A 13,580-nucleotide genomic window follows, 5' to 3' on the forward strand; every position below is an offset into this window, starting at 1 on the left:
CCTCAAAAAAACCTAAATGGCAAGTCTTTTTCTGCCTTTAGCGCGTCTTGCATTAATCACTTTGCGACCATTCTTAGTTTGCATTCTAACCCTAAAACCATGCGTGCGCTTACGTGGCGTATTATGTGGCTGATATGTTCTTTTCATTTCTAAAACCTTTTAAAAAAATAAAGGCGAATTTTAATGCAATTTTACTTAAAACTAGATTTATTTCTCTCTACTACTCTTCTAGGGCATTCGTCAATGCTACTGCAATAGCTGCAACTAAATCACTATCATCTCTGCTTTCTTGCGGCATTAAATCCTGTGCTTTTTGCTCTAAATACGAAGTATCAAAATTCCCTCGTCTGAAATCTTTGTCATGACAAATATTGATTAAAAAAGGAATCGTGGTCTTAACCCCACGAATTTTAAATTCATTTAAAGCACGTTGCAATTTATTAACCGCCAAATCATAACTTGTTGCACGCACAATAAGTTTTGCAATCATAGAATCATAAAAAGGTGGAATCGTAAAATCTTTATAAACATAACTATCCACCCTTACAAAAGGTCCTAACGCAGGATAATAAGAAGTAATTTTACCGGGATTTGGGACAAAATCATTCTGCACATCTTCTGCATTAATGCGTGCCTCAATCGCAAATCCTTGTGCATAAACATCACTTTGCGTAATATCCAAAATCTCACCATTTGCGATTCTAATCTGACGCCCTATTAAATCATATCCCGTAATTTCTTCTGTTACTCCATGTTCTACTTGAATACGCGTATTCATCTCCATAAAGTAAAAATTATTATAATCATCTACAAGAAACTCCACAGTTCCAGCATTAGTATATTTTGTAGCCTTTGCTGCAGCCACTGCAACACTCCCCATACGACGACGCAAATCCATACTCATTGTAGGACATGGCGCAATCTCAATTAGCTTTTGATGCCTTCTTTGAATGGAACAATCACGTTCTAGCAGATGAATTACATTACCATAATTATCACTTAGAATCTGAAATTCAATATGTCGTGGATTTTGGATATATTTTTCCATAAAAACATCTTCATTTTTAAAAAATGTTAATGCTTCCCTCTTGCAAGCTTCAAAAGAGGATTCCAAATCTTTCTCTTCCTGCACAACACGGATTCCTCGCCCTCCACCACCACTGCTTGCTTTTAAAATCACAGGATAGCCAATCTTGCGCGCAATCTTTTGAATCTCATACATACTTAGGGTATTTAATGGCTCTGTTCCGGGCACAACTGGGATTCCATTTGCAATCATTAAATTTCTCGCAGCATTCTTATCACCCATTTTAGCAATCACTTCGGAATCTGGACCAATCCAAACAATCCCTGCCTCTTTGACTTTTTTAGCAAAAAATGCGTTTTCACTCAAAAACCCATAACCCGGATGAATCGCCTCTGCCTCCATTTCTTTAGCAGCTTGAATAATCAAATCTGGGTCTAGATAACCCTTGATTGGGTCTTCACTGATTGGATAAGTATGGGTTGCCATTTTGACATGCATACTCTCGCGGTCTGCACGAGAATAAATTGCCACAGATTCTATATTTAAATCATTACAGGCGCGAATAATACGAACAGCAATTTCGCCACGATTTGCAATCAAAATTCTTTTAAACATAAAAACTCCCAATAGATAATTCTGTGCATTTTATAATTTTATTTTTGATTTATTGTTGAAGTTTAGGAAATATTTGCCAAAATTTTACCAAATATGCTAAAATTCGCGCATTTTTACACATTTCAAATACTTTTAAGGGCAACTATATGGATTTATTACACGCTGGAATTTTAGGGATTGTTGAGGGATTAACAGAATTTTTGCCCATTTCCTCCACGGGGCATTTAATCCTTACTTCAGAATTACTCGGGATTCCACAAGATGCTTTCCATAAAACCTTTGAAGTCGTGATTCAGTTGGGTTCTATTTTGGCTGTTTTGTTTGTTTTTTGGGAAAAACTCTCCAAAAATAGCTTAAATCTTTGGGTGAAATTATGTATAGGATTCCTACCTGCTGGAACTTTTGGCTTTTTATTTTATTCTTACATTAAAGCACTTTTCGCCCCTATCACTGTTTCAATTATGCTCATTATTGGTGGAATCGCTTTTATTGCACTAGAGGTTTTTCACAAAGAGAGAGAATCCCTTATCCAAAATATAGAAGAAATTACCTACAAGCAGGCACTTTGGATTGGGTTTTTTCAGGCTTTAGCGATGATTCCGGGCACTTCTCGTAGCGGTGCAACAATCATAGGGGGATTACTAATGGGCTGCAATCGTAAAGTTGCCACAGAATTTTCTTTTTTACTAGCTTTGCCTGCTATGGTTGTTGCGAGTTCTTATAGTCTCTATAAAAGCCATACAACAATGGATTTTGAAAATCTCTTTGCGCTTGGAGTGGGCTTTGTTGTAGCGTTTTTAAGTGCGCTTGTAGCAATCAAACTTTTTTTGAATTTTATCACGCGTTTTAACTTCATTCCTTTTGGAATCTATCGTATTTTACTAGGCATTGTCTTTTTATCTTATTTGGATATTCTTTAGCACAAAGCAAATTAAAATTCCAAAAGAAACGCAAGTGATTCTATCCTTTGAATCCCACCAATTATCATCAACCCTAAAAGCCCAGCAAAAAATCCTGCGAGCAAATCATCTCCCATTACGCCCCAACCACCTTTAACTTCTCTATCAATTCTACCAATCACAGAGGGTTTCCAAATATCAAACAATCTAAACAAAACAAAAGACAAGGCGATTCCAAACAAATGACTTCCAATCATTGCAACACTAATCCACACGCCTGCTAACTCATCAATCACAATTTCAGAACAATCGTGTTCCATTCCCTCTTTTTCATAATCATTAATTACCTTCACTGCAATCACAGAAATAAGCAATGCAAGCAGCAATAAAGTGCTTGGAGCAATGTAATGACTAATTGCCCACGCAAAAGGTAAGGCGACCAATGTGCCAAATGTGCCGGGTGCTTTGGGGCTAAGCCCACTAAAAAATAAGGTTAAAAAACATTTTTTAAAAAAATCACGCGAATTGCTAAAAGTATTAAAAAAATGTGTTCTCATTAAAAATCCTAATTCAAAGAATGTGTCTGATAAATATCTATTAATTTCAAATAAAAATCTTCATCGCTTTGTTCTTCAATCATTCCACTACTTGCAAACATTGCCCCAAACTGCTGAATAATACTTTCAAAACGTTTAGGAAATAAATAGCTTAGAATTTTAGCTGAAACTTCCTTGCGCACTAAAATTGTAGGTGGAATCAATCCAGACTGCAAAATTCCTTGCAAAAACCCCGAACGATAATAAATATGATGGTTTTTGCTATGCGGGCAAGTTTTAAGGCTCACAATTGTTTTGCATTGATTGCAATGCACAAACTCACTCAATAATTTAACTTTAATTTTAATATCTTTTGCCATATCAAAAATAGAATAAATTTTTTGATGGTCATAATAAATTGCCAAATTAGGATAATTTTCCCCGATTGCGATTCTATCACACCCAAGATTTTGCGCAAGAATTGCGTCTAAAATAATTCCATGCGCACCTGCAAACAAATAAATATCATCTAATGGAAAAATGGCAATGCGATTCTTTGGCAGGTAATTTGTGATAACAAATTCTAAGCAAGTTTTGCGAATATAAAAATCCAATAAACCCTCATTTTGTCGTCTTAATAGCAGTAAAACAAGTAAATCATTTTCCTCTAGGATAGAGCGGAAAATGCGCTCGTGGATACGTGTAATAGGAGAAGCGTCCAAAACCATTGCTGTAACGCTTTGCGTGTTATTCCTCTTTTTAAATTGCGTGATTGCTTGTTTTGTCGCGCGGTCTTTAAAGGCAAAAATTTCCGATTGCAGATATAATTCATATTCCCCACAAAGCGCGTAATTTCCAAGCCGATTATAAATATGCTGTGCCTTTTTAGAATAAATATCTCCGCTCATTATTTTAAACAATCGTGCTTGTTTATCAATCTTAAAAGCAGAATCCACAAGTAATTTACCGCATAAATGATTTTCACAAATAAGGGCAATCTCATCACCCTTTTTGGATTCTTTCATTACTTGCTCATTGCGTTTTCCTGCGGGTGCTAAAATGAAAGAAAAGGGGAAACTTTGCCCCTCAAACAATCCTGTATTATCTACTTCGTGCATTTCCTTTTCATTCATCAAATGATTCACAGGAGTAAGCAAACCCTCTTGACACAAGAGGAGAGCAAACACTGCTTCTTTGTCAATGAATAAAGCAGGGGTGGATAAATTATTTTTTCTTTGTGATTCCATATTTTTTTCGTTTCTCCCATAAACTCTTGCGAGACATACCTAAACGTTTGCTAAGTTCTGTATCAGGGTATTTATCTTCAAATCTTAAAATCATTGTTTTAATATATTCATCAACACTTAACACATCTTCTTGGAATCCTTGCGCCATCTCTTTCACATTGATTTCAAAGACATTTTTAAAATCATGTAAATCACCGCCCAAACAAGCAAGAATCACGGGAATATTTTTGAATGCTTTAATACACTCTTCTTTTTCCTCTTTGCGCAAGGTCTCAAACCCTACAATATAAGTTAATTGTGTTTTAGAAATATTTTTAAAAATTTCCTTATAGTTATGAATTTTATACAAAGAAACAAAATTAATAGCAAATTTTTTATGAATCGCATAATTGACAACACACATATCAATTGCTCTTTGCGATACACTTTTAATAATCAAAGGAAAGGATACTTTTGCACCAATCGTATAAGTAGGCATTGATAAAGAATCGCAAAAATAATCCCTATAAAATGCGATTTCCTTTTGTAATTGACGAAAAGCTGTATAATGCTCAATTTTGCGAATCAGCTCGTCAATCATAAAAGGTTTCACAATATAATCACTCACTCCGGCTTTCAATGGACGTGTTACCATTTCATCATTTACATAAGGAATCATTAAAATCACAATAGAATCTTTAAATTTTTCAATCAATGAATAAAAATTTTGACCTGGTATATTTGCTGAAAGCAAAATAATATCTGCCACTTCAAACTGCAAAGCTTCCTCTATACTCGGCACCATTTCGCAAGCAAATCCAAAATGACTCAATTTCGAAGCAATGCTTTGAGATAAATAAATTTCATTCTCCACAATTAATATTTTCATTCTATTCCCCCTAAAGCGAAATAATTTTTTTCCAATCAAAATATTCCAAAACAACACTTGCTTGCACCAAAATTCCTTCTCCTTTGCCAATAAACCCCAATTTTTCCGTTGTTGTTGCTTTGACATTTACCTTAAATACATTAATTTGCAAAATTTCTGAAATTTTCTTTTCCATTGCATTTTTATAGGGAGAAATTTTTGGTTTTTGAGCAAAAATTGTAATATCTGCTTGCAAAATATCGTAGCCCACATCCCGTACAAAATCTACAATAATACGCAACAAATCAGCGGAATTTGCTCCTTTATAAGCTGGGTCATTATCAGGAAACCACTCACCAATATCCCCAAACCCAATTGCCCCCAAAAGTGCATCACTTAATGCATGCAAACAAACATCGCCATCACTATGTGCAATCAGGCGAAATTCACACGGAATTGCGACACAGCCTAACAAGATTCCTTCTCCTTTATCCAATGCGTGAATATCACTTCCACTTCCAACAAGTGTGTGTGTGCTAGGGTTTGGCAGAGGAATTGTTTTTAAATCCTCTAAAAAGGTTAATTTTTTTGCCTCTGCTGCTCCTTGAACAAACCCAATGCTCCCACCTTGTGCAAAAATCGCGCTACTTTCATCTGTGAAATCTCCATTTTCTAAAGCAGATTTTAAGACATTCAAACGGCTCAATTGTGGCGTTTGAATAATTTTTAAATTGTCTCGCTTGAGATAGTCTAGTTTGAAACCATTAGAATACACTATTGTATCATTTAGTTTCAGATATGGAACAATACAATCATAATTACCTATTTCTTTAAGGACTCTTTGGCTCAAAAACGCTGAATTGCAACGCGCAATATCACTTACTAGCACATATTCTACGAAATCCTCAAGCATTATTAGTGCATTTTTTAGTGATTCTTGACGCGTAGAACCACCCTTTACTAGCACAAAATCTAGCGAAAATGCGTCCAAATATTTCTGCATATATTTTATTTCGGTAGATTTTGCACTCAAGATACAACGCGAAAAAGGATAAATATCGCGAAAATCTAATGCAACCTTTAACCAAAGCGGAATCTCACCCACGCGCAACCATTGTTTTTTAGGCAATCTAAGTTTTTGAACTGATTTGTGTATCGTTTCACTAGATGATAAAGCTGATAAGCAAAAGCGACTGCTATCGCCTGCACCCAACAAAATCAATGCGATATTTGACAAATAAATTCCTTGATTTTAAAAATTGTGGAATTATACATTTTGAAAGTTTTAGAATCCCTTTAGGATTCAAAAACTTAAATCTTGAAGTGATTGATATGATTTTTTAAGACATTTGCAATGTTTTTAAGTGTTTGCGCCGCTTCCGTATTATTCTCCATCAATTCTGCAGTATTTTTGGAATCCCTTGAAATTTCATCTAATCCTTTAGATAGATTTTCCATATCCTGCACTTGCTTATAAGTTGCATTGGTTACTTCTTTCGCTTTACTTAAAGAATCGCTTGCTTGAGAATTGATTTGTCCCAAGATTTCACTTGCTTCATTTGCAAGCTCCATACCTTTTTCTACCTGTGGAACCGCATTTTGAATCGCCTCTACCGCAGTTTGCGTTTCACCTTGTATCACTTCAATCATTCTTGTAATCTCTGAAGTTGCTACCCCTGTGCGTTCGGCTAATTTTCTAATCTCATCGGAAACAACAGCAAATCCTCTCCCAGCTTCCCCTGCTCTTGCAGCTTCAATCGCAGCATTAAGTGCAAGTAGGTTGGTTTGGTCCGTGATTTCTTTAATCAAATCTGCGCTTCCGCCAATTTCTTGAGAGTGTTTTTCTAGCATACGAATATGTTCTGATGAAAGAGTAACGGTTTCTGTAATGCGCTCAATGCTTTCTACTGTTGTTTTCATAGCTTCTATACATTTATCTGATAGATTTGTAGTATATTCAGAATTTTCCTCTGTTTGTTTTGCGATATTTGAAATATGATTTACAGCGTTCATTACTTGCTTAATACGTTCTGTTGAAACTTCTGAACTTTCAACCTGGCGATAAGATGAAGATTTGGATTCTTCAGAACTTTTTGTTACTTCATTTGCGCTTTCATTCAGCTCTTGGGTAGATTTCATAATTTCCGAAACAATCTCTCTAAGTTTTTCTTGCATTTGCTCCATAGAAGCAAGCATACTCTCTTTATATTGCGTTCTTATAGGAGTATTCAAATTGCCACTTGCAATACTAAGCACTACTTTAACAACTTCTTTTGGCTCTCCTCCCAAAGATGAAATAACCAATCTAGAAATATAAATTGCAGTTAAAACTGCCACAATCAAAGAAATAATAGTCAGCATCATCGTTAGAGACAAATAATTATCAATCTCATCAATTGCTGCTTTGGTAAGTTTTTGATTCTTATCTTCTTGATAATCTATAAACTCATTAATTACATTTAACCATTCTACAAATGCCCCTCGTGCTTGATTAATCAACAATTCGTTTGCGCCAATTCTATCAGATTGTGCTTTTTTGATGATAATTTCAGAAATCATAGGCATTGTTTTGGCTTCTACACCTTTAATACGTTGCAAAATCTCCTTGTCTTTTGCATCTACCATATGCTCATCTTTAAAAATTTCGTCCATTTTAATTGAAGAATCTTTATAGAATTCTTCTAGTTTTTGGATTAAACGCAAAGTATTTTCAATCTCTTGCACATTGTCCAAAATCACAACATCACGCACTGCAATTGCTCTATCATGCACGCTTCCACGAAAATTAATTGCATATCTTTGTTTTACCGCATTAACCTCTGTCATTTCTGCCAATGTTTTTTCTACAAAACTAATCTTGATATATCCTGTAATGGAGATAACTAAAATAAAAGCTAAGATAATGCCAAACCCTATAAAAAGCTGTGCTTTTAACGATAAATTTCTTCCAACCACAAAAAATCCTTTATCTTTGATTTTTAAATAAGATTATGTAAAATTATATCACATTTTTTATTAAAAAATAAACTTTATTATTTATTTTGATTTTCTTTAATTATCTTTGCAATAAGTTCTAATGGGTGCAAAAATGGAATCTCTACATTTGCTTGATACAGCGCATTGCTTAACTGCATACGACAAGCACTACATTCTGCTACGATGAACTGCGCTTGTGTTTTTTCTATCATTTTTGCTTTTTTACTCCCCACTTTGCTAGCCAATGCAAAACGCTCTGTCTGGATTGTAACGCCACCAAATCCACAACAAGCAGTGGAATCCTCCATCTCAACGAGCTGATAATTTTGCTGCAATAATTTACGCGGTTCTTGATAAACTCCAAGCACTTTTCTTGCGTGGCACGGGTCGTGGTAAGTAAAGGTTTGTTTTGGGGATTGAAATTCTTGTTTGAGGCGATTTTGTTCTATATTGTTTAGAATCTCTACCAAGTTTGTTTGGGATTCCAAATATTTGGTCGCCATATAAATTTTTGGCAAAAGCTTTTCTATTCTTGATTTTAACTCTAAATCCTTTTCCATAAAATGCTTCCAATCCTCTAATATCATTGCGCCACAAGTCGCCTCTGGAATCAAAATCGCATCTACTTCTTCTATAAAGCTTTCAAAATATTCTACATTCTGACGAATGAGTGTATCTACGCTAGCGAAATCTCCTGTAAAATAAGCAGGTGCGCCACAGCATTTTTGCCCTTTTGCTAGCTTTGCATTGATTTGTAAAGCCTCTAAAATCACTAGCAAAGATTCACCAACATTTTTATAATTATAGTTTCCCAAACAACCAATAAAAATTGCTACCTTTCTAGTCTTTTGGGATTGTTTGGAATCCACAAAGCAGATTTCCTCTGAATGAGAATTTAGAAAACTTCTCTTTGCGATTCCTCCAAAGATTCTATTCTTAACCAAAGGCAAGGTAAAACGTGGCTGAATAGAATTGCCATCTTTTGTTGCTTGATACAACAAAGGGGCAAAAATCGCACCAAGTTTGAATCCAAAATCCATTATTTTTCTATGTTTCAAAAGATAAAAAAAGATGCGTTTAAACCAAGCAATTCCATATTTTTGAGCAATTTCATAGCGAATATTTTCAATCAAAGTATCTGTGGGCAAAGAATTAGGACAAACACGTACGCAAGTTGTGCATAAAAAACAAGTTTCAAAAATATCTTTAGCATTTTTATCTAGCGGAATCTCTTTGCGCTGATATGCCCCCAAAAGGTCAATAAAGCCGCGTGGAGAAGTCGCCTCATCTCCATTAATGCTAAAAATCGTGCAATCGGGCAAGCATTTGCCACATTTCACGCAGGCATTGCTTGTCTTTAAATAATCGTAATTGTCAAAATGCGCCATTGGGTTACCCTAATTTTTAAATTGTTTTACTAAAAACTTTTTGATTGGTATTAAACTTTTTTAAATACGCATCAAATGGCATTACGATATTACGAATCAACAATGCACCCGTTTCACTCACCCAAATCCCTTTTGCATTTATCTCCACCAATCCTTCTTCCTCCAAAGGTTTAAGCTCCTCTAACGCTTCTTTGAAATGTTCTTTAAAATCAAACGCAAACTGCTGATTTATCGTGCTAAAATCCAATTTAAAATTGCTCATTAATTGCATAATCACTGCTTTTCTAATCTTATCCTCATTGCTTAGCCTAATACCTTTCGCGAAAGGCAGGCGATGATTGTCCAATGCCTCTTGGTATTGCGTCAAATCCTTGTAATTTTGCGCATAATAATCCTTGCCACCGCCAATAGAAGTCAGCCCGATTCCAATCGTTTGCGTGCCTCCTTGCGTGCTATATCCTTGAAAATTACGTTGTAATTGCCCTTTTTGTATAGATTTAAACAACTCATCATCAGGCTTTGCAAAATGGTCCATTCCAATCATTTGATAACCATTTTTAAGCAAATAATCCATCGTCCATTCTAAGATTCTAAGCTTTTCCTCTGGGTGTGGGAGAGTGGTTTCATCAATCTTACGCATTGTTTTTTTAATCCAAGGGACATGCGCATAGTTAAAGACAGCAAAGCGGTCTGGATTGAGGAGCAAGCAGGATTCTAAAGTTTTCTTAAAAGTCTCCAAACTCTGATAGGGCAAGCCATAGATTAAATCAAAATTAATAGAAGTAATCCCATAATCTCTTGCAAGCTGGATTGCCTTTTGGACAAGCGTAAAAGGTTGGATTCTATGAATCGCTTCCTGCACCTTTGCATCAAAGTCTTGGATTCCAAAGCTTAGGCGGTTAAAACCTCCTTTTTTTAACACTTCCATTTGTGAAAGCTCAAAAAATCTAGGGTCAATCTCACAGGCAATTTCCGCATTTTGTCCAAAATTTGGAAAAGCATCTTTCAATAAATCAACCAAAACCCCCAATTCTTCTGCATTAAAAAATGTAGGAGTGCCGCCACCAAAATGGAGTTGATACACGGGCTTGTTTGTATCCATAGCATTTTTTAACAATTCTAACTCTTTTTTGAGATATTCTAAATAAATTTTTTTGTTTTCCTCTTTGCTTGTATAGACTACATTGCAACCGCAAAAATAGCACGCGCTACGACAAAAAGGTAAATGCACATAAAGAGAAAGGGGGCTTGTATCTGCTTTTAAATCCTGCAAATACAAATCCAAAGTATATTTTTCGCTAAACTCCACTGCAGTGGGATAACTTGTATAACGCGGACCGGGCTTAGAATAAGTGGCAAATTGTTTAAAATCAATCTTATTGGATTGCATTTTGTGGAATCCTTCAACTAAAGTTAAAATGAATCAGGGATTTTTGGAATCTCAAAGAACAAATAGGGATAACGTTTTTTAAGATTTTTTACCAAAGCTTTGGGTTCTTTTTCGTAATTTTTAATTTCTTTCAATGCAATGCACCACACATCTTCAAAATCCACTGGCACATTATAATAAATTTCTTTCTCTAGCTTAAAAAGATATTTATCTATCTCAAGCTGTTTAGCAGATTCCAAAAGTTGTTGCATATTTTTTTTGGATACTAAATAAAATTCTTGTGCGTTTTTATCTTTGAAACAATAGGTTAAATCTCCGTCCAAGTCAGAATCATAAACCTTAGATTGCGTCTTTGCATTGTGGATAATCTCTTGCAATGAATCATAAAGATTATTTGTCTGATGGATTGAATTATTTCGTTTTACTAGCGGTTTTGGTGTAGCCAAACCATTACTCCTTTTTGAGCATGTAGGCGATTTTCTGCCTCTTGAAAAATTTTACTCTGCGCTGATTCTAATACTTCCTCACTGACTTCTTGTCCGCGATAGGCTGGCAAACAATGTAAAAAGATTGCGTCTTGTTTGGCAAGTTTCATCAACTTGCTATCCACACAATAATCCTGAAATGCTTTTTTTCTTGTTTCTTTTTGCTCTTCTTGCCCCATAGAAGCCCAAGTATCGGTTGTTACAACATCTGCCCCTAAAATTGCCTCTTGGGGATTCTCACTTAATAAAATCTTTGCGCCTGAAATTTTAGCAAAACTTTCTGCTTTTTGCAGAATCTTTTGAGAAACTTCATAATTTTTTGGCGAAGCAATACGCAAAGTAAAACCAAGTTTAGCCGCAAGCATAAGCCAAGAATGTGCCATATTATTTCCATCACCAATATATGCAACGATAGGATTCTTATCCTTGCCACACTCTTGCATTGTCATAAAATCAGCCAATAATTGCATTGGGTGAAAATCATCACTTAGTCCATTTATCACAGGCACATTAGAATATGCGGAAAATTCCTCCAAACGCGAATGCTCGTGTGTCCGCATCATTACCAAATCCACCATAGAAGATAACACACGCGCAGTATCCTTAATCGGCTCTCCGCGTCCTAATTGCGTATCATTGCTAGAAAGAAAGATTCCATTACCACCCAACTGATAAATTCCTGTTTCAAAACTCACGCGTGTTCTTGTGGAGTTTTTCTCAAAAATCATACCCAAAGTTTTGTGTGCAAGTGGATTACTATATATACCACTTTTTACTTCGTTTTTAAGGGTTTTAGCGAGAATTAAAATTTCTAAAATTTCTTCTTTGCTAAAATCCGCCAAAGTCAAAAAATGTCGCATTTTGTAACCTCAAATAAATTTAAATCAAAAGTTTATCTTACCCAATCAAGCCAAAATAAAACTTTAAACAAAATCAAAGGCTTATCATACAATAATTTTTGCTAAAAAAGGCTCAATATGCACGAATTTTCTGTCGTCTCTTCTCTCATAGAATCCTGCGAAGAAATTGCGCAACACAATCAAGCAGAGAAAATTCTAGCGATTCATTTAGATATTGGGGAGCGGAGCGGAGTCAATGTTGCTTTGCTAAAAAGTGCGTTTGAAGAGTTTAAGCTAGGTAGTCTCTGCGAGCAAGCCAAACTCCTTATTCAAGAATCCAAAGTAGAACTCACTTGCGATTCCTGCCATCAAAGTAATCTCGCAAACGAGCTAGATTATACACATTGTCCTAGTTGTGGAAGTGAGCAAGTAAAAATTACAAAAGGTAATGAAATGCTTCTCTTGCGTTTAGAAATGAAATAAATATTCTTGCGAGGTTCAAGGAATCGTGGCACACATTTTGTTCTTGCGGGCATTTTTAAAAAAATGCGTGGCGTGCGCGCAAAGCATTCACCCGCAAAGCGCAAATCTAAATCAAAGAATCTTGGCATTGAATATTTAAATTGCCCAAAGAATAGATTTCTCTGTCATTTACAAAGCTCATTCCTCACAATGAGAAAGGAAAAACTCCTTACGATGACAAAAAGGAGACACAATAACTTACCTTTAATTTAGAATCGCACTAGCAAGCATAGAACCAATCCAAGCGACAATATATGCACAAATAGTCGTCATAACGAACAAAAATACAATATATTTAAATCCACCCGCCTCTTTGCCAAAAACCACCGTCGCCGCAAGACAAGGATTGTAAATCATCACAAAGAGAATAAAAGCGATAGCGGTTTGCAATGGGATTGCTCTCTTAATCACTTGCATAAGATTTTCACTCTCTTCATCTACTTCTCCGCCTAGAGAATAAAGCACACCCATAGTAGAAATCACCACTTCTTTTGCCGCCAATCCACTCAAAAGTGCTACACTCATCCTCCAATCGAAATCAAGAGGAGCAAAAACAGGCTCAATCAACTTACCTGTCATTCCCAAATAGCTATTTTCAATCAAGGATTCCTCCAACGCAAAGGCGAGCTTTTCTTTTTCCTCTTCATTCAATACCTGTTCCATCTTGCTTTCATAAACCTCTTTCGTCTCTTCTTGAATAGGATAAGAGCTTGCAAACCATATCAAAACAGAGGCTGCCAAAATAAAAGTCCCTGCCTTTTTAAGATACATTTTTGCTTTAGTATAAATCGCAAACCATACCAATCTCC

The 13,580-nt window shown here is 35.6% G+C and carries 14 protein-coding genes; 2 read left to right on the forward strand and 12 right to left on the reverse strand.

The window, feature by feature from the left end; genetic code table 11:
- Nucleotides 1-12 precede the first annotated feature (12 nt).
- Both rpmH and Q1553_RS03325 read right to left on the reverse strand, forming a co-directional pair.
- Nucleotides 13-147 carry a 50S ribosomal protein L34 gene (gene rpmH / locus Q1553_RS03320; protein ID WP_026943676.1) on the reverse strand — a complete coding sequence of 45 codons (135 nt, stop codon included), beginning with the start codon at nucleotides 145-147 and terminating at the stop codon, nucleotides 13-15.
- A gap of 73 nt (nucleotides 148-220) precedes the next feature.
- On the reverse strand, nucleotides 221-1,642 hold the full coding sequence (locus tag Q1553_RS03325) for an acetyl-CoA carboxylase subunit A (protein ID WP_115552195.1): 1,422 nt from the start codon (nucleotides 1,640-1,642) through the stop codon (nucleotides 221-223).
- 146 nt (nucleotides 1,643-1,788) lie between these two features.
- Between Q1553_RS03325 and Q1553_RS03330 the strand changes: the two genes are divergently transcribed.
- Nucleotides 1,789-2,562: an undecaprenyl-diphosphate phosphatase gene (locus Q1553_RS03330; RefSeq protein WP_115552196.1), complete on the forward strand. Its 774-nt coding sequence runs from the start codon at nucleotides 1,789-1,791 to the stop codon at nucleotides 2,560-2,562.
- Between the two features lie 11 nt (nucleotides 2,563-2,573).
- Here Q1553_RS03330 and Q1553_RS03335 read toward each other — a convergent pair whose 3' ends face one another.
- The 9 genes from Q1553_RS03335 to argF form a co-directional block, all read right to left on the reverse strand.
- A complete protein-coding gene (locus tag Q1553_RS03335) occupies nucleotides 2,574-3,098 on the reverse strand; it encodes a phosphatidylglycerophosphatase A (RefSeq protein WP_115552197.1) in 525 nt (174 codons plus the stop codon).
- A gap of 8 nt (nucleotides 3,099-3,106) precedes the next feature.
- Nucleotides 3,107-4,324 (reverse strand): sulfate adenylyltransferase, encoded by a 1,218-nt coding sequence (locus Q1553_RS03340; protein WP_297570383.1) that lies wholly within the window; start codon nucleotides 4,322-4,324, stop codon nucleotides 3,107-3,109.
- Complete coding sequence (locus tag Q1553_RS03345) at nucleotides 4,302-5,192, reverse strand: response regulator (RefSeq protein ID WP_115552235.1); 891 nt, start codon at nucleotides 5,190-5,192, stop codon at nucleotides 4,302-4,304. The genes Q1553_RS03340 and Q1553_RS03345 overlap by 23 nt, the downstream gene beginning before the upstream one ends.
- Nucleotides 5,193-5,202: 10 nt before the next feature.
- Nucleotides 5,203-6,408 (reverse strand): bifunctional 2-C-methyl-D-erythritol 4-phosphate cytidylyltransferase/2-C-methyl-D-erythritol 2,4-cyclodiphosphate synthase, encoded by a 1,206-nt coding sequence (locus Q1553_RS03350; protein WP_300842751.1) that lies wholly within the window; start codon nucleotides 6,406-6,408, stop codon nucleotides 5,203-5,205.
- 74 nt (nucleotides 6,409-6,482) lie between these two features.
- Nucleotides 6,483-8,126 (reverse strand): methyl-accepting chemotaxis protein, encoded by a 1,644-nt coding sequence (locus Q1553_RS03355; RefSeq protein ID WP_115552200.1) that lies wholly within the window; start codon nucleotides 8,124-8,126, stop codon nucleotides 6,483-6,485.
- A gap of 77 nt (nucleotides 8,127-8,203) precedes the next feature.
- Entirely contained in the window at nucleotides 8,204-9,535 is a 1,332-nt protein-coding gene (locus tag Q1553_RS03360; RefSeq protein WP_115552201.1) for a (Fe-S)-binding protein, read from the reverse strand.
- A 16-nt stretch (nucleotides 9,536-9,551) separates the two neighbouring features.
- On the reverse strand, nucleotides 9,552-10,925 hold the full coding sequence (hemN, locus tag Q1553_RS03365) for an oxygen-independent coproporphyrinogen III oxidase (RefSeq protein ID WP_297570389.1): 1,374 nt from the start codon (nucleotides 10,923-10,925) through the stop codon (nucleotides 9,552-9,554).
- Nucleotides 10,926-10,948: 23 nt separating this feature from the next.
- A complete protein-coding gene (locus tag Q1553_RS03370) occupies nucleotides 10,949-11,371 on the reverse strand; it encodes a DUF2603 domain-containing protein (RefSeq protein WP_115552203.1) in 423 nt (140 codons plus the stop codon).
- Entirely contained in the window at nucleotides 11,350-12,270 is a 921-nt protein-coding gene (argF, locus tag Q1553_RS03375) for an ornithine carbamoyltransferase (protein WP_115552204.1), read from the reverse strand. Before argF ends, Q1553_RS03370 begins: the two co-directional genes overlap by 22 nt.
- Nucleotides 12,271-12,387: 117 nt before the next feature.
- Between argF and hypA the strand changes: the two genes are divergently transcribed.
- Nucleotides 12,388-12,732 (forward strand): hydrogenase/urease nickel incorporation protein HypA, encoded by a 345-nt coding sequence (gene hypA / locus Q1553_RS03380; RefSeq protein ID WP_297570392.1) that lies wholly within the window; start codon nucleotides 12,388-12,390, stop codon nucleotides 12,730-12,732.
- 243 nt (nucleotides 12,733-12,975) lie between these two features.
- On the opposite strand, the gene Q1553_RS03385 is transcribed toward hypA, so the two are convergent.
- Nucleotides 12,976-13,580 (reverse strand): nucleoside recognition domain-containing protein (locus Q1553_RS03385; RefSeq protein ID WP_300842752.1); only part of this gene is annotated, 605 nt, incomplete at its 5' end.

The sequence above is a fragment of the Helicobacter sp. UBA3407 genome, assembly GCF_949747025.1.
Classification (GTDB): domain Bacteria; phylum Campylobacterota; class Campylobacteria; order Campylobacterales; family Helicobacteraceae; genus Helicobacter_D; species Helicobacter_D ganmani.